Source organism: Pseudomonas putida (genome assembly GCF_050989985.1).
GTDB classification, from domain to species: Bacteria; Pseudomonadota; Gammaproteobacteria; order Pseudomonadales; family Pseudomonadaceae; genus Aquipseudomonas; species Aquipseudomonas putida_AI.
Genome location: NZ_CP158815.1, coordinates 6,538,578 through 6,557,801, shown reverse-complemented (window position 1 = coordinate 6,557,801; position 19,224 = coordinate 6,538,578). Strand labels below are relative to the sequence as shown.

General features: G+C 61.3%; 18 protein-coding genes. 6 read left to right on the top strand and 12 right to left on the bottom strand.

Annotated features, from left to right (window positions below):
• Positions 1-3: 3 nt before the first annotated feature.
• The 3 genes from tcyL to ABTV29_RS29910 form a co-directional block, all read right to left on the bottom strand.
• The gene (gene tcyL / locus ABTV29_RS29920) at positions 4-669 is read right to left on the bottom strand and encodes a cystine ABC transporter permease (RefSeq protein WP_433768097.1); all 666 of its coding nucleotides are present in this window, start codon (positions 667-669) and stop codon (positions 4-6) included.
• Positions 669-1,463 (bottom strand): cystine ABC transporter substrate-binding protein, encoded by a 795-nt coding sequence (tcyJ, locus tag ABTV29_RS29915; protein ID WP_433768096.1) that lies wholly within the window; start codon positions 1,461-1,463, stop codon positions 669-671. The genes tcyL and tcyJ overlap by 1 nt, the downstream gene beginning before the upstream one ends.
• A gap of 318 nt (positions 1,464-1,781) precedes the next feature.
• The gene (locus ABTV29_RS29910; protein ID WP_433768095.1) at positions 1,782-2,789 is read right to left on the bottom strand and encodes a D-cysteine desulfhydrase; all 1,008 of its coding nucleotides are present in this window, start codon (positions 2,787-2,789) and stop codon (positions 1,782-1,784) included.
• Positions 2,790-2,979: 190 nt separating this feature from the next.
• On the opposite strand from ABTV29_RS29910, the gene epsC reads away from it, so the two are divergent.
• Together epsC and betT are read left to right on the top strand one after the other, a co-directional pair.
• The gene (epsC, locus tag ABTV29_RS29905; protein ID WP_433768094.1) at positions 2,980-3,906 is read left to right on the top strand and encodes a serine O-acetyltransferase EpsC; all 927 of its coding nucleotides are present in this window, start codon (positions 2,980-2,982) and stop codon (positions 3,904-3,906) included.
• 396 nt (positions 3,907-4,302) lie between these two features.
• The gene (gene betT / locus ABTV29_RS29900) at positions 4,303-6,258 is read left to right on the top strand and encodes a choline transporter BetT (RefSeq protein ID WP_433772073.1); all 1,956 of its coding nucleotides are present in this window, start codon (positions 4,303-4,305) and stop codon (positions 6,256-6,258) included.
• 6 nt (positions 6,259-6,264) lie between these two features.
• Here the strand turns inward: betT and ABTV29_RS29895 are convergent, their stop codons facing one another.
• Complete coding sequence (locus ABTV29_RS29895; RefSeq protein ID WP_110965809.1) at positions 6,265-6,525, bottom strand: hypothetical protein; 261 nt, start codon at positions 6,523-6,525, stop codon at positions 6,265-6,267.
• Positions 6,526-6,674: 149 nt separating this feature from the next.
• The gene (locus ABTV29_RS29890) at positions 6,675-7,415 is read right to left on the bottom strand and encodes an SDR family oxidoreductase (RefSeq protein WP_433768093.1); all 741 of its coding nucleotides are present in this window, start codon (positions 7,413-7,415) and stop codon (positions 6,675-6,677) included.
• A 121-nt stretch (positions 7,416-7,536) separates the two neighbouring features.
• Here ABTV29_RS29890 and ABTV29_RS29885 point away from each other — a divergent pair, with 121 nt between their 5' ends.
• The 4 genes from ABTV29_RS29885 (at position 7,537) to mgrA (ending at position 10,370) form a co-directional block, all read left to right on the top strand.
• The gene (locus tag ABTV29_RS29885) at positions 7,537-8,427 is read left to right on the top strand and encodes a LysR family transcriptional regulator (RefSeq protein ID WP_433768092.1); all 891 of its coding nucleotides are present in this window, start codon (positions 7,537-7,539) and stop codon (positions 8,425-8,427) included.
• Positions 8,428-8,557: 130 nt separating this feature from the next.
• Positions 8,558-8,740, top strand: a complete 183-nt coding sequence (locus ABTV29_RS29880) for a type II toxin-antitoxin system HicA family toxin (RefSeq protein WP_433768091.1) — start codon at positions 8,558-8,560, stop codon at positions 8,738-8,740.
• Positions 8,741-8,799: 59 nt separating this feature from the next.
• On the top strand, positions 8,800-9,201 hold the full coding sequence (locus ABTV29_RS29875) for a type II toxin-antitoxin system HicB family antitoxin (protein WP_433768090.1): 402 nt from the start codon (positions 8,800-8,802) through the stop codon (positions 9,199-9,201).
• A gap of 131 nt (positions 9,202-9,332) precedes the next feature.
• Positions 9,333-10,370: an L-glyceraldehyde 3-phosphate reductase gene (mgrA, locus tag ABTV29_RS29870; protein WP_433768089.1), complete on the top strand. Its 1,038-nt coding sequence runs from the start codon at positions 9,333-9,335 to the stop codon at positions 10,368-10,370.
• Positions 10,371-10,496: 126 nt separating this feature from the next.
• Here mgrA and tauD read toward each other — a convergent pair whose 3' ends face one another.
• The 7 genes from tauD to ABTV29_RS29835 all read right to left on the bottom strand — a co-directional run bounded on the left by tauD (position 10,497) and on the right by ABTV29_RS29835 (position 18,867).
• Positions 10,497-11,339, bottom strand: coding sequence for a taurine dioxygenase (gene tauD, locus ABTV29_RS29865; RefSeq protein ID WP_433768088.1), 843 nt, complete (start codon positions 11,337-11,339; stop codon positions 10,497-10,499).
• A gap of 131 nt (positions 11,340-11,470) precedes the next feature.
• Positions 11,471-12,304 carry a taurine ABC transporter permease TauC gene (gene tauC / locus ABTV29_RS29860; RefSeq protein WP_433768087.1) on the bottom strand — a complete coding sequence of 278 codons (834 nt, stop codon included), beginning with the start codon at positions 12,302-12,304 and terminating at the stop codon, positions 11,471-11,473.
• Entirely contained in the window at positions 12,301-13,095 is a 795-nt protein-coding gene (gene tauB, locus ABTV29_RS29855) for a taurine ABC transporter ATP-binding subunit (RefSeq protein ID WP_433768086.1), read from the bottom strand. Before tauB ends, tauC begins: the two co-directional genes overlap by 4 nt.
• 16 nt (positions 13,096-13,111) lie before the next feature.
• Entirely contained in the window at positions 13,112-14,089 is a 978-nt protein-coding gene (gene tauA / locus ABTV29_RS29850) for a taurine ABC transporter substrate-binding protein (protein ID WP_433768085.1), read from the bottom strand.
• A gap of 214 nt (positions 14,090-14,303) precedes the next feature.
• Positions 14,304-15,887 carry a glutamate--cysteine ligase gene (gene gshA, locus ABTV29_RS29845; protein ID WP_433768084.1) on the bottom strand — a complete coding sequence of 528 codons (1,584 nt, stop codon included), beginning with the start codon at positions 15,885-15,887 and terminating at the stop codon, positions 14,304-14,306.
• 272 nt (positions 15,888-16,159) lie between these two features.
• The gene (locus tag ABTV29_RS29840; RefSeq protein WP_433768083.1) at positions 16,160-16,543 is read right to left on the bottom strand and encodes a PaaI family thioesterase; all 384 of its coding nucleotides are present in this window, start codon (positions 16,541-16,543) and stop codon (positions 16,160-16,162) included.
• Positions 16,543-18,867 (bottom strand): Tex family protein, encoded by a 2,325-nt coding sequence (locus ABTV29_RS29835; RefSeq protein ID WP_433768082.1) that lies wholly within the window; start codon positions 18,865-18,867, stop codon positions 16,543-16,545. The genes ABTV29_RS29840 and ABTV29_RS29835 overlap by 1 nt, the downstream gene beginning before the upstream one ends.
• Positions 18,868-19,224 lie beyond the last annotated feature (357 nt).

Below are 19,224 nucleotides of genomic sequence, written 5' to 3'. Positions count from 1 at the left end.
GGGTCAGGACTCCTGGTCGTGCCGATTGACCCGTGCTTCCAGCTGGTTCTGCAGGTGCGACAGCACCGTGGCCAGGACCCAGTAGATCAGCGCGGCGGCAAGATACATGGTGAACACTTCGAAGGTACGGGCAGTGATCAGCTGCGCCTGGCGGAACAGCTCCGGCACCTGGATTGTGGCTGCCAGCGCGGTGTCCTTGACCAGGGAAATGAAGCTGTTGCCCAGCGGTGGTAATGCGGTGCGCATCGCTTGCGGAATGATGGCCCGGCGCAGCGTCTGCGCGCGGGTCATGCCGATACTGGCCGCCGCTTCCCACTGGCCGCGCTCGATGGAGCTGATCGCGGCGCGCAGGATTTCACAGGCGTAGGCAGCCATGTTCAGCGAGAAGCCGATCATGGCCGCCGGGATCGGATCGAGTTCCATGCCCAATTGCGGCAAGCCGTAATAGATCACGAACAGTTGTACCAGCAACGGCGTGCCGCGAAAGAACGACACGTAGATGCGGGCGATCCAGCTCACCAGCTTGAAACGCGACAGGCGCATCAGTGCCAGGCCGAAGCCCAGCACCAGACCGAAAAACATCCCGCCCAGGCTCAGGATCACTGTGTAGTACGCGCCCTTGAGCAGAAAGGGCGCGGAGTCCAGTGCGAGTTGAAAAGCTGCTTCCATTATTTGGTGACGTCAGCGTTGAAGTATTTCTGCGAGAGCTTGGCCAGGGTGCCGTCGGCGCGCAGCTTGTCGAGGGCCTTGTTGAGCGCGTCCAGCAGCTCAGGCTCGCCTTTGCGCAGGGCGATACCGGCTTCCTGACGGGAGAATGCTTCACCGGCGGCGCTGGTGTCCTTGGCCTTCTGGGCGTATTCCAGCGCAGCCAGACGGTCGATCAGGATGGCGTCGATACGGCCGATGCGCAGGTCCTGGAACTTGGTCGGATCATCGTCGTAGGTCTTGATGATGGCTTTTGGCTGATTGTCCTTGAGCCACTGCTCGTAGTTGGTGCCCAGGCCCACACCGACTTTCTTGCCGGCCAGGTCATCGGCGGACTTGATGGTGTCCTTGTTCTTGGTCAGCACCAGCGCCTGAATCCCGGAAACGGTGTACGGCTCGGAGAAGTCATACTTTTTCTTGCGCTCTTCGGAGATGGTCACCTGGTTGACCACGGCGTCCAGACGCTTGGATTCCAGCGCCGCGAGGATGCCGTCCCATTTGGTCGGTTGCAGTTTGACCTTCACGCCCAGCTCTTTGGCCAGGGCTTCGGAGAGTTCGACTTCGAAACCGGCCAGTTTGCCGTCGGCGTCGACGAAGCTGAATGGCGGGTAAGTGCCTTCCAGGCCGATGTTGATCACGCCGGCATCTTTGATTTTTTGCAGCTGCTCACCGGCAACGGCCTGGCCGATCAGGCCAGCGCTCAATGCCAGGCCCAGCGAACCCACCAGCAGATTTCGACGTAGTGCGGAAAAATTCATGACTAGCCCCTGTGTTTTCTTATGGAAGACGCGTTTGGAAAGTTTGGCGAAATCGGGAATTGGACGACAGCGCTATCCTGCCTTAAAGCAGCATATGCGTCTCTCGGGAAATTCGCCTATAGGATGACTATATGATGGCGTTTTTAGATTAGAAAATAATGATTTTTCTAACGTTTATTCCCAAATGGAATATTCGATTTTTTACCTGTGGGAGCGAGCCTGCTCGCGATGGTCGTCAACGATAACGCTGGCAGCCTGACACCCCGCAGTGCCCTGTCATCCATCGCGAGCAGGCTCGCTCCTACAGTTTTACGGCGATTACAGAAAATCCTTGTAGGCAAACAACGCCGGCGCCCCGCCGGTGTGCAGGAAGATGATCGGGCCATCATCGAAACGCTGGCGACCGATCCCGTCCAGCAACCCCGCCATGGCCTTGCCGGTGTACACCGGGTCGAGCAACAGGCCTTCCTGGCTCGCCACCAGCTTCACTGCCGCCAGTGTCCCGGCGTTCGGCTCGCCGTAGCGCGGCGCGAAATACTCGTCCCACAGTTCGACCTTGAAGCTTTCCGGCAAGCTCACGCCCAGGAGTTCGGCGGTGCGCTCGGCCAGGCCCTGGACCTTCGGCAGTTGATCTTCTTCGCTGCGCGACACCGTGACGCCGATCACCGGCAGATCCGGCAAGGCTTCATTCAACGCCAGCGCCAGCCCGCTGTGGGTGCCGGCACTGCCCGAGGCGAGGACCACGGCGGCGAAGTTCAGCCCGGTGTCCTTGATCTGCTCGGCCAGTTCCAGGCCGGCGCGCACGTAACCCAAGGCGCCCAAGGCATTGGAGCCGCCGATTGGCACCAGATAGGGTTTCTTGCCATTGCTGCGAAGGCGCGCCGCGAGGGCATGCAGTTGCTCGTCGGCGTTGTCGAGGTTCTCCACCAGTTCGACCTTGGCATCGAACAGGTCCAGCAACAGGCGGTTGCCGTTGCCGATGTAATTGGGGTCTTCGGTATTGAGGGGGTTTTCCAGCAGGGCAACACAACCCAGGCCGAGTTTGGCGGCAATCGCTGCGGTCTGGCGCACGTGGTTGGACTGCAGCGCACCGGCAGTGATCAGGGTGTCGGCACCCTGGGCGAGGGCATCGGCGCACAGGTATTCGAGTTTGCGCAGCTTATTGCCGCCCATCGCCAGTGGTGTCAGGTCATCGCGTTTGACGTACACATCGCGTCCCAGCCAGGTCGACAGGCGTTCGAGTTTTTCCAGGGCGGTGGGCTGACCAAGCAGGTCGAGACGGTTAAAGCGGGCAAGCTGTTGTTTGATCTGCTGTTGATTGGTCATGGTTCCGTACTGGCGGGGAATGATCTCAGGACTATAGGCACGGCCAAAAGCCGGGGCAACCGCCAATCGCTTATAGCCAATAGTGCTTATGCCAGCACAATTGGTTCTTAATTTGGCTCGCGAACCTTGCCGTAAAGTAATCGCCGTCAGCGCGGCCAGACAGTCCGGTCGCCCGTGAGGAGTTTTTACCGTGAGTGAGCGTTCCAGCCATTGGCAATTGCAGACCATCGTCACCCAACTGCGCAGCGCACGTGACCAGTGGCGCGCGCAAAACGGCCGCGCCAGCACCGAGCAGGGCGGTCGCGAGTTGCCCTCCCGGGCGGCCATGGCGGAGATTCTCGAAGCGCTGTGTGGGGCACTGTTTCCGATGCGTCTGGGGCCGGTCGACCTGCGGGAGGAGAGCGAAGATTTCTACGTCGGCCACACCCTCGACGTGGCCTTGAATGCATTGCTGGCCCAGGCACGGCTCGAACTGCGTTATGCCGCGCGCCACAGCGCCAAGGCCGAGACCGAGGTCGAAGCCAAGACCATCCAGATCATTCAGGACTTTGCCCTCGCCCTGCCGGGGCTGCGCAGCCTGCTGGATACCGACGTGCTGGCGGCCTATCACGGTGACCCGGCGGCGCGTAGCGTCGATGAAGTGCTGCTGTGCTATCCAGGCATTCTGGCGGTGATCCACCATCGCCTGGCTCATCACTTGTATCGCGCCGGGCTGCCTTTGCTGGCGCGGATCAGCGCGGAAATCGCCCACTCAGCCACCGGTATCGACATCCACCCTGGCGCGCAGATCGGCCGCAGTTTCTTCATCGACCATGGCACCGGTGTGGTGATCGGCGAGACCGCAATCATTGGCGAGCGGGTGCGCATTTATCAGGCGGTGACCCTGGGCGCCAAGCGCTTCCCGGCGGACGAGGATGGGCAGTTGCAGAAGGGCCAGCCGCGGCACCCGATTGTCGAGGACGACGTGGTGATTTATGCCGGCGCGACCATTCTGGGACGGATCACCATCGGCAAGGGTACGACCATCGGCGGCAACGTCTGGCTGACCCGCAGCGTGCCACCGGGCAGCAACCTGACCCAGGCGAGTCTGCAGCTGGATGATGGGACGCAGAAGTAACTCCTCTCACTGATCGTTCCCACGCTCTGCGTGGGAATGCCTCAAGGGACGCTCCGCGTTCCGCTATCGCCACCGACGTTGCGCCTGACACCGATGTGACGCAGAGCGTCACGGGCTGCATTCCCACGCAGAGCGTGGGAACGATCATGGCGCAAACCCCGCGTCATTTCGGTCGTTGAACTGGCTTGCAAACACGACCGCCCAGCCCTGCGATTAGTCCTTAGCACCCTATCCATGTTTAACTTGAACGTTCATTCAAGTTAAACCGGTGGTTCGCCGCCCGCTCACAACAGGAGGCTTGCCTTTGCTGAGTCCGATTTCTACAGCCGCGTTTTACCGCTTCGAGGTGCACCCTGCATGAGTGCATCGTCCCTTCCTTCCAGCGGCCTGGTCCGCATGAATCCCCCGGTGTTCTGGTTCGCCGCAAGCTTCATCCTGCTGTTCGGCATCGTGGTCATCGCCATGCCCGAACAGGCCGGTGCCTGGCTTCTGGCGGCGCAAAACTGGGCGGCCAACACGGTTGGCTGGTATTACCTGCTGGCGATGACCCTGTATCTGGTCTTCGTGGTGGTCACCGCGTTATCGGGCTACGGCAAGATAAAACTCGGTGCCGACCACGACGAGCCCGAATTCAGTTACCTGTCCTGGGCCGGCATGCTGTTCGCCGCCGGGATCAGCATCACCCTGTTTTTCTTCTGCGTGTCCGAACCCCTGACCCACATGATCCAGCCGCCCCAGGGCGAGGCGGGTACGGCGGATGCGGCGCGCCAGGCAATGCAGATCCTGTTTCTGCACTGGGGCCTGCATGGCTGGGGCGTGTTCGCCTTCGTCGGCATGGCGCTGGCCTACTTCGCCTATCGGCACAACCTGCCGCTGGCCCTGCGCTCGGCGCTGTACCCGCTAATCGGTAAGCGCATCAACGGTCCCATCGGCTACGCGGTGGACGGCTTCGGCATCATCGCCACGGTGTTCGGCCTGGGTGCCGACATGGGCTTTGGCGTGTTGCACCTCAACTCGGGCCTGGACTACCTGTTTGGCATCGCCCATACCCAGTGGGTTCAGGTCGGGCTGATCACGCTGATGATGGGCGCGGCGATCATCGTCGCGGTCTCCGGCGTCGACAAGGGCGTGCGGGTGATGTCCGACATCAACATGCTGCTGGCCTGTGCGTTGCTGCTGTTCGTGTTGTTTGCCGGCCCCACCCAGCATCTGCTCAACACCCTGATCCAGAACCTGGGCGATTACCTCGGCGCCTTGCCGATGAAGAGTTTCGACCTGTACGCCTACGACAAACCCAGCGACTGGCTGGGTGGCTGGACCGTGTTCTACTGGGCCTGGTGGATTGCCTGGTCGCCGTTCGTGGGGCTGTTCATCGCGCGGATTTCCCGTGGCCGGACCATCCGGGAATTCGTCTTCGGCGTGCTGTTGATTCCCCTCGGTTTCACCCTGGCCTGGATGTCGATCTTCGGCAACAGCGCCATCGACCAGGTGCTCAACCACGGCATGTCGGCGCTGGGCATGTCGGCCATCGATAACCCGTCGATGACCCTCTACCTGTTGCTGGAAACCTACCCGTGGAGCAAAACCGTCATCGCGGTCACGGTGTTCATCAGTTTCGTGTTTTTCGTCACCTCGGCCGACTCCGGCACCGTGGTGTTGTCGACGCTGTCGGCCAAGGGCGGCAACCCCGATGAAGACGGACCGAAATGGCTGCGGGTGTTCTGGGGCGCGATGACGGCGCTGGTGACCAGTGCGCTGTTGTTCTCCGGCAGCATCGATGCGTTGAAGTCGGCGGTGGTGCTGACTTCGCTGCCGTTCTCGTTGATTTTGCTGACGATGATGTGGGGGCTGCACAAGGCGTTCTATCTGGAGTCGCAGAAGCAGATTGCGCAGATGCATTCCCTGGCGCCGGTGTCCGGCGCGCGGCGAGGTGGCTGGCGTCAACGCTTGAGCCAGGCCGTGCATTTCCCGTCGCGGGATGAGGTGTACCGTTTCATGGAAACCACGGTTCGCCCGGCGATCGAAGAAGTCACCGCGGTGTTTGTCGAGAAGGGCTTGAGCGTTATCACGGTGCCGGACCCGGCCCACGACAGCGTCAGCCTGGAGATCGGTCACGGCGATCTGCATCCGTTCATCTATCAGGTGCGCATGCGCGGCTATTTCACCCCGTCGTTCGCCCGTGGCGGCATGGGCTCCAAGCAGCTCAACAACCGTCGCTACTACCGGGCGGAGGTGCATTTGAGCGAGGGTAGCCAGGACTACGATCTGGTGGGTTACAGCAAGGAGCAGGTGATCAACGACATCCTCGATCAGTACGAGCGGCACATGCAGTTTTTGCATCTGGTGCGTTGATCGGCCTCAGGCCTCGCTGGTCAGCACCATGAACAGCACCAGCGCGGCCACCGGTACACCGAACACTGCACTGCCAACCGCCAGTTCCGTGCTCAGGGGCTGGCCGGCATGCACCATGCCCACCGCGCCATTGATCAAGGTCAGCGCCAGCCACAGCACGATGAAGCAGTAGGCCAGGGTCTGGCGGGTGAAGCCGATCTTCTCGCCGATGTAGAGCATCAGCGCCAGGAGGATCAGGCCGAAGGTGATGATGATGGTGGTGTGCATGGTGGGTTTTACCCTGCAGATTTTCATTGCCGTTGAGACCGCTATCGCGAGCAGGCTCGTTCCTACAGGGGTTTTGTGAACGACACAGATCCAATGTAGGAGCGAGCCTGCTCGCGATCGGGTCACCTCGGTATCCGGCTAGAGCATAGTCAGACCAGCCCACCATTGGCCCGCAAAATCTGCCCATTGACCCAAGCCGATTCCGGCCCGGCCAAAAAGGACACCACGCGGGCGATATCTTCCGGCTGCCCAAGACGCTCCAGCGGCGCCATTTTGGCAAAGGTCTGGATCTGTTCTTCGCTCTTGCCATGCAAAAACAGCTCGGTCGCGACCGGTCCCGGCGCCACGGCGTTGACCGTGATATTGCGCCCGCGCATTTCCTTGGCGAACACCTGGGTCAGGGATTCCACCGCCGCCTTGCTCGCGATATACACCGCATAACCCGGCAGGTTCAGGCCGACAGTGCTGCTGGAAAAATTGATGATGCGCCCGCCCTCGTTCAGGCGCGTGGCAGCCTCGCGCAGGGTGTTGAAAGTACCGCGCGCGTGGATGTTGAACGCCTGCTCGAACAGCTCGTCGCTGTGCTGCGCCAGCGGCATGACCTTGAGGATACCGGCGTTGTTCACCAGCACATCGACCTTGCCCAGTTGCGCTTCAGCCTCGTCGAACATCCGCCGCACGTCGTCGGCCTTGGCCACGTCCGCCTTGATCGCTATGGCCCGATGGCCAGCCTGGCGCAATTCCACCACCAGCCTGGAGGCTTCGCTGGCGCTGCTGGCGTAATTGATGGCGACCGCGAAACCTTCGCTGGCAAGCGTTTTGGCAATGACCGCGCCAATGCCGCGGGAGGCGCCGGTTACGAGGGCAACTTTCGAGTCTTGAGTCGTCATGGCAGTGGTTCCAGTTGATGAGGTGTGGAGCCAATTTCACATGTTTACTCAGGCCGATAAATGCACGAGAGTTGCCTTGACTGTTCAATAATCGCCAACAATCGAAGGTCAGGAGATCGTGGTGGATCAAGTCAAAGCGATGAAGGTCTTCGTACGTATCTACGAGCGCAGCAGCTTCACCCTGGCGGCGCAGGACCTGAACCTGCCGCGCGCAACCCTGACCCACACCTTGAACCAGTTCGAGGCCTGGCTCGGCACGCGCCTGCTGGAGCGCAGCACGCGCAAGGTGCGCCCTACGCTGGATGGCGAGGCCTACTACCGGCGCTGCGTGCAATTGCTCGCGGAACTCGAAGAGGCGGAACTGGCCTTTCGCAGCGTCGCGCCAAAAGGGCGCTTGCGGGTGGATCTGCATGGCACCCTGGGCAGGCATTTCGTGATTCCCGCACTGCCGCAATTCATGGCGCGCTATCCCGACATCGAACTGTCCATCAGCGAGGCCGATCGCCTGGTCGACCTGATCGCCGAAGGCGTCGACTGTGTGCTGCGCGCGGGCACCTTGAGCGACTCGGCACTGATCGGCAAACGGGTCGCCAGCCTGCGCCAGATCACCTGTGCCAGCCCTGCCTATCTGCGCAAATACGGCGAACCGAAAAGCCTCGACGACCTGAAAAACCATCGCGCGGTGAACTACGTTTCGCGCACCGACGGCAAGGTGTTCCCCTTCGAATTCATGGTCGATGGCGAACAAAGGGACGTGGCCATCGACAGCGCTGTGTCGGTTTTCGGCGCCGAAATTTACGCCGCCTCCGCCATCGCCGGCCTCGGCCTGATCCAATGCCCGCACTACCGCATGGAAACGCAAATCGCCCAGGGCCTGATCAAGGAAATCCTCACCGACACCCCACCGCCACCCATGCCGGTCTCGGTGCTGTACCCCCACAACCGACACATGTCGCCACGGGTTCGGGTGTTTGTGGATTGGTTGGGGGAGGTGTTTGCCGATGCGCGGTAGCCCTCGGTCCGAGAGAAGAGTCGCATCAGCACGGACCGGCTATTATTTTTCATAGTGTGTACGGTGTGTATATTCGCTGTGTCGTTCCGCCTAAATTGCGCAGCCGTTGCTGTCGAAAAAGGCGAAGGAAATGCGAAGTCGGGAAATGATCAGGATGATCGAGGACGATAGTTGGTATCTGGTTGCGGTGAAAGGTAGCCATCACCAATACAAGCATCCCCGCAAGTCGGGAAGAGTGACTATCAAGCACCCTGATTCGGATCTTCCAAAAGGAACGATCAACAGCATTTTGAAACAGGCAGGGCTGAAGTGATGCCCGTCATCGGATACGAAAGTCCCGGCAGGGACACCTTTCAGGAAGGATTCATCGACATGAAATTTCCAGTCGTTCTGCACAAGGATGCCGACTCGGAGTACGGCGTGATCATCCCGGACGTACCGGGATGTTTCTCCGCTGGCAGCACAGTGGCGCAGGCACTCGAGAGCGTGAAAGAGGCGCTGTCCCTGCATTACGAAGGTCTGGTGGCCGACGGCGAGCCATTGCCGCAGGTGCAGGAAATCGACGCACATCTGGATAACCCCGATTACGCCGGTGGGGTGTGGGCGGTGGTGGATTTCGATATCACGCCTTATTTCGGCAAGTCGGTGCGTTTCAATGCCACGCTGCCAGAGCAATTGCTTGAGCGTATCGACCAGACCGTCAAACGTGATCAGCGCTACAGTTCACGATCCGGCTTTTTGGCCGCGGCAGCGTTGCGCGAGTTGTCGGCATAGGGTTTTGATGAAATATGTGAAACGTTTCAGCAATTAGTCGAGTCAGAGGTTTTTTGGTGTCTGTCCGGGCGTATGCTGGGCGACTGGCGAAGCAGTCGAGACCAGATTCAAGACAGACAAGAGAGGATTCGATGACTTACACCGCTGCCGAAAACCGCTACGACTCCATCCCTTACCGCCGCGTGGGCCGCAGCGGGCTGGTGCTGCCGGCGTTGTCCCTGGGCCTGTGGCATAACTTCGGCGATAGCACGCCGATCGATATCCAGCGTTCGCTGTTGCGCACGGCGTTCGATCTGGGGATCAACCATTTCGACCTGGCCAACAACTACGGCCCGCCCTACGGCAGCGCCGAGATCAATTTCGGCCGTTTGCTGCGCGAGGATTTCAAGCGCTATCGCGATGAGCTGATCATCTCCAGCAAGGCCGGTTGGGACATGTGGCCCGGTCCTTATGGTCAGGGCGGCGGTTCGCGCAAGTACGTGCTGGCCAGCCTCGACCAGAGCCTGCAACGCCTGGGCCTGGACTACGTGGACATTTTCTATTCGCACCGTTTCGACCCGGACACCCCGCTGGAAGAAACCGCCAGTGCCCTGGCCACGGCGGTGCAGCAGGGCAAGGCGTTGTACATCGGGATCTCGTCTTATTCCGGTGTGAAAACCCGTGAGATGGCCGCGTTGCTGAAAGAGTGGAAGGTGCCGTTGCTGATCCACCAGCCGGCCTACAACCTGCTCAATCGTTGGGTGGAAAAGGACCTGCTGGATACCACCGACGAGCTCGGCACCGGGGTGATTGCCTTCACGCCGCTGGCCCAAGGGTTGCTGACGGACAAGTACCTCAACGGCGTGCCGGCGGATGCGCGGGTCAATCGTCCGGGCGGCGGTTCGTTGCAGGCCTCGCACTTGTCCGAGGCCAACATCGCTCAGGTGCGGGCGTTGAACGAGATCGCCCAGCGTCGTGGCCAGAGCCTGGCGCAACTGGCGCTGGCCTGGACCCTGCGCGATCCGCGGGTGACGTCGGCGCTGATCGGCGCGAGCCGGCCGGAGCAGATTGTCGAGAACGTCGGGGCGTTGAAGAATTTGCAATTCAGCGCAGAGGAACTGGCGGAGATTGACCGGTTTGCCCAAGAGGGTGGGATCAATCTTTGGGAGAAGCCTTCGACGGCGGAGTAAACGAGTACCGATCGTTCCCACGCTCTGCGTGGGAATGCAGCCCGGGACGCTCCGCGTCCCATTCAAAGCCGAACGCAGAGCGTCCGTTGAGGCATTCCCACGCAGAGCGTGGGAACGATCAGTGGATCAGCGAAAGAACGGCACATCCCCCAACACCGTCGCCCGCTGCATCACTCGCCGGGCCGGGCGGTAGTCGTCCACCGCGTAATGCTGGGTCACGCGGTTGTCCCAGAACGCGATGTCGTCTTGCTGCCAGCGCCAGCGAATGGTGAATTCCGGGCGGGTGGCGTGGGCGAACAGGAATTTCAGAATCGCCTCGCTCTCGGTTTCCGACAGCTCGTTGATCTTCGAGGTGAAGCCTTCACTGACGAACAGCGAACGACGCCCGCTCACGGGATGGGTGCGGATCACGGGGTGCGACAGCGGCGGATTCTTGCGTCGCGCTTCTTCCCATTGCGCCAGCGCCTCAGGGGTGTTGCCGTAGCGCTCCAGCGGAAACGAACGGGTGAAGTCGTGGGTGGCGGTCAGCCCTTCGAGCAGGGTTTTCATCGGCGCCGACAAGGCCTCATACGCGGCAATGCCGCTGGCCCACAGCGTATCGCCACCATACTCCGGCAACAGCTTGGCGCTGAGCACCGCGCCCATGGCCGGGGTCGGCAGGAACGTAACGTCGGTGTGCCAGATCGCGTTGTCGCGCACGTCGGTGACGGCGGTATCGAGGATCAGAATTTCCGGCTGTTCCGGTACGTTCGGGTAAATCGGGTGAATGTGCAGATCGCCGAAGTTAGCGGCGAAACGCGCCTGCTGTTGCGGGGTGACCGGCTGGTTACGGAAGAACAACACCTGGTGCTTGAGCAACGCCTGCTGGATGGCATCGCGCTGTTCCAGGTTCAGAGGCTGGCTGATGTCGACGCCGCTGATTTGCGCGCCGAGGGCGGAGCTTAAAGGGACGATGTTCAAGATACTCATGAAAGTTCTCTTCATTACAAACTGTAGGAGCGAGCCTGCTCGCGATGGCGGTCTATCAGTCGGCGCAGTGTCGTCTGACACTCTGCTATCGCGAGCAGGCTCGCTCCCACAAGGATTCAGGGTTCAATTTTTCAGTGAGCCTGGCCATGCCACGGCACCAGTTTGCGCTGCAGGGCACGCAGGCCCATTTCCATGGCGAAGGCGATCAGGGCGATGACCAGAATCCCCAGCACCACCACATCGGTGACCAGGAACTGCGCGGCGGACTGAACCATGAAGCCCAGACCGCTGGTGGCGGCGATCAGCTCGGCGGCGACCAGGGTCGACCAACCCACACCCAGGCCGATGCGCACGCCGGTCAAGATGTCCGGCAGGGCGCTTGGCAGAATCACATGACGAATCAATTGCGTGCGGGTTGCACCCAGGGACTGTGCGGCGCGCAATTTCGCCGGGTCGACGGTGCGCACTCCGGTGGCGGTGGCGATGGCAATCGGCGCGAAAATCGCCAGGTAGATCAGCAGGACTTTCGACAACTCACCGATGCCACACCAGATCACGATCAGCGGCAGATAGGCCAGCGGTGGAATAGGGCGGTAGAACTCGATCAGCGGATCGAGCACGCCCCGCGCAATGCGATTGGCGCCAATGGCAATGCCCACCGGCACGGCGGTCAGCACCGCAAAACCCAGGCCCAGGCCGATGCGGCTGAGGCTCGCGCCCAAGTGCTGCCACAGGGTCGAATCCATGTAGCCGGTAGTCGCCAGCAGCCAGCCTTTTTGCAGCACGGCGGAGGGTGGCGGCAGGAACAGCGGTTCGATCAGTCCGCTGGCTGTCACGGCCCACCAACTGATTACCAAGGCGGCCAGTGTCAGTAGGCTGATCCAGCGAATGCTCAAGCTGCGGCGAACCGGTATCGCGGTTGCGCCGGGTTTTACCGTCGCGACGGGAATTTCATAGCTGCTCATGCGTGCTCCTGCCGCTGGGCGGCGCTGCGTTGGGAGAACACTCGGGCGAGCACGTGTTCGCGGGTTTCGATAAAGCGCGGGTCTGACTTGATCGAGCGCGCCGACTCGCCGGCGGCGTAACGCTGACCGAAATCCAGGTGCAGGCGTTCGACGATCTGCCCGGGGTTCGGTGCCAGCAGGATCAGGTCGGTGGCGAGGAACACCGCTTCTTCAATGTCGTGGGTGATCAGGAACACCGGCTTGGCGGTGCGCCGCCAGACTTGCAGCAGCAGTTCCTGCATTTGTTCGCGGGTAAAGGCGTCGAGGGCGCCGAACGGCTCGTCCATCAGCAGCACCCGTGGGTCGGCGGCGAGGGCGCGGGCCAGGCCGACACGCTGTTTCTGGCCGCCGGAAAGTTGCCAGATGCGACGGTGTTCGAAGCCGGAAAGGTCCACCAGCGAGAGCATCTCGCGGGCGCGCAGTTCGCGTTTTTCTCGTGCAACGCCGGCCAGTTCCAGGCCGAAGCCGACGTTGGCCAGCACGTCCTGCCAAGGTAGAAGGGCATCGTCCTGAAACACCACGCCGCGTTCGGCGCTCGGCCCTTTGACCGGCACGCCATCGAGGGTGATGCGCCCGGCGCTGGGTTCGACGAAACCGGCAATCAGGTTCAACAGCGAAGTCTTGCCACTGCCGGACGGGCCGAGGGCGACCAGCAATTGCTGGGGCCCCAGGCTCAGGGAGATGTCCGCCAGCACAGGTTCAGGGCTGCCGGGGTACTGTGCGCTGATGCGCTCCAGCTGTAGCAAGGCCATCGCGATTAACTCCCGATCAGTTGGTGATGAACTTGGCGCTGACGTACGGCGCGTAGTCCGGCAGTACGGCTTCGACCTTGCCTTGCTCCTTGAGGAACACGGCGGTGTCGGTGATGGCCTTGGTGGTTGGCGCGCCGAGGGTGACGACCTGATCAGCCGCCAGCGGGTAGACGTTGCCTTGCAGCAGCAGCGGAATGTCGCTGGCCTTGGCACCCGAGAGCTTCACCAGCTTGTCGACATTGGATGGGTTGGCGAGCCAGGCTTTCGGATCCTTGCGGTAATCGGCGTAGGCATCCAGCGTCACTTTGGCGAACGCAGTGACGATTTCCGGGTGCTTCTCGGCAAAATCCTTGCGCACGATCCAGGCATCGAATGTCGGCGCGCCGAACTTGGCCAGCTCGCCGGAGGTGATCAGCACCTTGCCGTTTTCCTTGGCCACACCGAGCGCCGGGTCCCAGACGTAGGTGGCGTCGATGTCACCGCGTTTCCAGGCGGCAATGATCGCGGGCGGCGCGAGGTTGAGCACGGTGACTTTCGACGGGTCGATGTTCCAGTGCTTCAACGCGGCCAGCAGGCTGTAGTGGCCGGTGGAAACGAATGGCACGGCGATCTTCTTGCCGATCAGGTCTTGCGGCGTCTTGATCCCGGAACCGTCGCGCGCCACCAGGGCTTCGGCGGCACCGATCTGGGTGGCGATGAGGAAGGTTTCCACGGGAACCTTGCGGGTGATGGCCGCGGTCAGCGGGCTGGAACCGAGGTAACCGATCTGCACGTCGCCGGAGGCGATGGCGGCGATGATGTCGGCACCGTTGTCGAACTTGCGCCAGCTGATATCGGCCTTGGTGGCCTTTTCGTAGGCGCCGTCGGCCTGGGCGACTTTCGCCGGATCGACGGTGGTCTGGTAGGCGACGGTGACGTCAGCCGCCTGGGCAAGGAAACTCACCGCAGCCAAAGACGCGGCCGCCAGGAGGCGAAGAGGGAAGTGCAGTTTCATGGGGAAGCTCCATATCAGGCGACCGAGGCTCGGCGTGAATGGAGACTAAATGATCTAAGAATTCGAAAATAAATAACTTTTTCGAATGAGCTTATGAGTGGAAGATTTTAGGGATCATTTAAAAGCAAAAGATCGCAGCCTTCGGCAGCTCCTACAAGAGAATGCGTTCCAATGTAGGAGCTGCCGAAGGCTGCGATCTTTTTACAGGCGCTGATTAATTGCTGATGGCAAGGATACTGGCCTGATACGACCCGACAAATACATCGAAATCGCCGACTTCGTTCTGCTCCAGCTCCACTTGCTCAGCCAGCGACGAACGCGCGCGCTCTTCGAATTTCGCCTGTTCTTCACTGGACAGCGGCTCGCTACGGAAAAATTCCGCATGGGCCTGGCTCTGGCGCAGGGAGAACTGGGCAAAGCTTTCCTTGTGCTCGGCCATCGCCGCGAGGACCTGGGCCGATGGTGTCAGGGACGGGTCCTTGACCTTGGCCATCTGCGCATCCAGTGCCTTGCTGTGAGCATCGCCGCCATGGCTCTGGTCCAGCAATGCAGCCAACGGCGCGATGTTTTCCAGCAATTGGCTGGCCCATTCCTTCAGGTCTACCGGGTGACCGTCGCGTTGCAGTTGCAGACCCGGACGACGACCTTCCTTGACCACGCTGAGGAAGTTCGAAGTCGCGTTGCCGCAGCTGGTGTTGGTCAGCAGCGGGCTGTCGTTCAGGGCGCAGTACAACAGGAAGGCGTCGAGGAAACGTGATTCGGTGATGTCGATGCCCATCGGCAGGAACGGGTTGATGTCCAGGCAGCGTACTTCGACGTACTGGATGCCACGGGCCATCAGGGCCTGGATCGGACGCTCGCCGGAATAGGTCACGCGTTTCGGGCGGATGTTGGAGTAGTACTCGTTTTCGATCTGCAGGATGTTGGTGTTGAGCTGAACCCACTCACCATCCTTGTGCGTACCGACTTCGACGTACGGGGCATAGGGCGTGGCCACCGCTTTGCGCAGGCTGTCGGTGTAGCTGACGAGGTCGTTGTAGCACGGCGTCAGGCCGGCCTGGGCGTTGCTCTGGTAACCCAGGTCGCTCATGCGCAGGCTGGTGGCGTATGGCAGGTACAGGGTGTCCGGGTCCAGTTGTTCCAGCTGGTGCGCGCGACCGCGCAGGAAACCGGCATCCAGCGCCGGCGAGGCACCGAACAGGTACATCAGCAGCCAGCTGTAGCGGCGGAAGTTGCGGATCAGGGCAATGTAGGACGACGACTGGAAGTCGCGGTCGGTACCGGTAAAACCTTCAGCCGCCTTGAGCAGCGGCCAGAGTTTTTCCGGCAGGGAAAAGTTGTAGTGAATCCCGGCGATGCACTGCATGGTCTTGCCGTAGCGCAGGGCCAGGCCCTTGCGGTACACGTACTTGAGCTGACCGATGTTGGACGTGCCGTAGTAGGCGATCGGGATATCTTCCTCGGCCGGCAGCGGGCACGGCATCGATGGACTCCACAGGTACTCGTTGCCGAGCTTGCTGTAGGCAAAGCGGTGAATGCTGTCCAGGCTCGCCAGCGTATCGGCCGGATCGGTCAGGGCAGGGGTGATGAACTCCAGCAGCGACTCGGAATAGTCGGTGGTGATCTGTTCATTGGTCAGCGCGGAACCCAGTTCTTCCGGGTGCGGCGTTTGCGCCAGGCGACCTTCGCCGGTCACGCGCAGGCATTCACGTTCGATGCCGTGAAGGCACTGTTCGAGCAGAGAGAGGTTAGCGCGCTCGCCGAGCAGGGCCAGGCGGCGGTTGAGAAGTTCGCTCAAGTTGGATTCCTTCACGCGTCAGTCGCCCCAATATGGGGGTGGGCAAGACGGTCTACAAGGGTGAAGTTAAAACTGGCGTTATCGCCTGGTTTTTGTCGCCGATTGATCAAAAACTGCACAGATCCCCTGTAGGAGCGAGCCTGCTCGCGATGGACCCGAGAACACCGCTGGGTGTCAGGGTTGCAGCGTCATCGTTGACGCCCATCGCGAGCATGCTCGCTCCTACAGGGAAAGGCATTGCGCCGAAATTAACTCAAATTGATGGCGACTAGCTACAGGACAGCGAACGTGCCTTGTGCTTTTGCGACCAGTTTGTCGCCTTGCATGACGTCGGCCTCGACCACCAGTGTGCGGCGGCCCGGGTGGATCACCCGCGCCGTGCACATCACCTCGCCGCCTTCGACGGCGCGGATGTAGTTGATCTTGCACTCGATGGTCGCGCTCTGCTGGTCAAAGCCGTGGCTGCTGGAGCAGGCCAGCCCCATGGCAATGTCCACCAGGCTGAACAAGGCCCCTCCGTGCAGCTTGCCGGCGCGATTGCGCAGCTCGGGTTCCAGCACCAGGGCGACTTGCGCCACCCCGGTTTCCAGGCTGTGCAAACGGCAGCCCAACAGCTTGAAAAACGCGCTTTCGGTGTACCCGGCAGGGATCTCCATCAGCGTTTCTTCAACTGCTTGGCATTGGCGAACAGCGACGCCATGGCGTTGTTGCTCGGAGCCGCCGCCGTGGTTTCCTTGCGTGGTGCGCTGTTCTGGGACTGGCGCGGCGCCGAACCCGGACGTGCACCGCGAGCGCCGTCGATTTTCTCGCCCGGGGTGTCGCTCATGCGCATCGACAGGCCCACGCGTTTGCGCGGAATGTCGACTTCCATGACCTTCACTTTCACCACGTCGCCGGCCTTCACCGCTTCACGCGGATCTTTGATGAACTTCTCCGAAAGTGCGGAGATGTGCACCAAACCGTCCTGATGAACGCCGATATCGACGAAAGCACCGAAGTTGGTCACGTTGGTCACCACGCCTTCGAGGATCATGCCCAATTGCAGGTCCTTGAGGTCCTCGACGCCTTCCTGGAACTCGGCGGTCTTGAACTCCGGACGTGGGTCGCGGCCCGGCTTTTCCAGTTCTTGCAGAATGTCGGTGACGGTCGGCAGGCCGAAGGTTTCGTCGGTGAATTTTTTCGGGTCCAGGCGCTTGAGGAACGCGGCGTCGCCAATCAGCGAACGAATGTCACGGTCGGTCTCGGCGGCGATTCGCTGCACCAGCGGATAGGCTTCCGGGTGCACAGCGGACGAGTCCAACGGGTTTTCGCCATTCATGACCCGCAGGAAGCCGGCAGCCTGTTCGAAGGTTTTTTCACCCAGGCGCGCGACTTTCTTCAAGGCTGCGCGGGTTTTGAAGGCACCGTGCTCATCGCGATGGCTGACGATGTTCTGCGCCAGGGTCGCGTTGAGGCCGGAAATGCGCGCCAGCAGCGCCACGGACGCGGTGTTCACGTCCACGCCAACGGCGTTCACGCAGTCTTCGACCACGGCGTCCAGGCCACGGGCCAGCTTCAGCTGCGACACGTCGTGCTGGTACTGGCCGACACCGATGGATTTCGGATCGATCTTCACCAGTTCCGCCAGCGGATCCTGCAGGCGACGGGCAATGGAGACCGCGCCACGGATCGACACGTCCAGGTCCGGGAATTCCTTGGCAGCCAGTTCCGATGCCGAGTACACCGATGCGCCGGCCTCGGACACCATGACCTTGGTCATTTTCATGGCTGGGTATTTTTTGATCAGCTCAATCGCCAGCTTGTCGGTTTCGCGGCTGGCAGTGCCGTTGCCGATGGCGATCAGGTCCACCGAATGCTTGGCGCACAGGGCGGCCAGGATCGCGATGGTCTGATCCCACTTGTTGTGCGGCACGTGCGGGTAAACGGTGGCGTGATCCAGCAGCTTGCCGGTGGCATCGACCACGGCGACCTTGCAGCCGGTGCGCAGGCCCGGGTCGAGGCCCAGGGTGGCGCGGGGGCCGGCCGGGGCCGACAGCAACAGGTCGTGCAGGTTGTGCGCGAATACGTTGATCGCTTCGGTTTCCGCGCCGTCACGCAGTTCGCCCAGCAGGTCGGTTTCCAGGTGGGTGTAGAGCTTGACCTTCCAGGTCCAGCGCACCACTTCGCCCAGCCATTTGTCGGCCGGACGGTTCTGGTTCTGGATGCCGACGTGCTGGCCGATCATGCCTTCGCACGGGTGCATGGTGCCCGGCAGTTCATCGCCGACTTTCAGCGCGGAACTCAGAATGCCTTCGTTGCGACCACGGAAAATCGCCAGTGCGCGGTGCGACGGCATGCTTTTCAGCGGTTCGTCGTGTTCGAAGTAGTCGCGGAACTTGGCGCCTTCCTCTTCCTTGCCGGCAATCACGCGGGCGCTGAGCGTGGCTTCCTGCTTGAGGAAATTGCGCAGCTTGTCCAAGAGGCTTGCGTCTTCGGCGAAGCGCTCCATCAGGATGTACTTGGAGCCTTCGAGGGCGGCCTTCACGTCGGCGACGCCTTTTTCGGCGTTTACGAAGCGCGCCGCTTCGGTTTCCGGGGTCAGGCTCGGGTCGTTGAACAGACCGTCGGCCAGCTCGCCGAGGCCGGCTTCCAGGGCGATCTGGCCCTTGGTGCGGCGCTTCTGCTTGTACGGCAGGTACAAGTCTTCGAGGCGGGTCTTGGTGTCGGCGAGCTTGATGTCGCGTTCGAGCGCAGGGGTCAGCTTGCCTTGCTCTTGAATGCTGGCAAGGATGCTGATGCGCCGTTCGTCGAGTTCTCGCAGGTAGCGCAGACGCTCTTCCAAATGACGCAGTTGGGTGTCATCGAGGCTGCCGGTCACTTCTTTCCGGTAACGGGCGATGAAGGGAACGGTAGAGCCTTCATCGAGTAGCGCGACGGCCGCTTCGACCTGTTGTGGGCGGACGCCGAGTTCCTCGGCGATGCGGCTGTTGATGCTGTCCATAAAACCACCTGACAAATTGTGAAAGCAGGCTCGCAGGCGCAACTTAGGGCCCTGGCGAGTCTGGTTGAGCGGCCTGGCCTGCGCCGCTGCCTGGATCAAAAGGTATCCCGTTGACCCGTGAAATCGAACAATTACTGCCGGTGCCATGAAAATAAAAAGCGGCCACCGGGCGTAATGATCAGACGTTGCCTGACACAAAAGGCCGCGCATTATAACCAGCGATCAGTCATTCGGGGCATCACGGGCTGCGGGTGCAAAGGCCGGTTTCCTGGCGGTACAGGAAAAATCTGCTAACAATGCACACGGTGCGTATAACGGCAGCTACGCCATAATGCGCGCCGAGCTAAAAGGAGCATC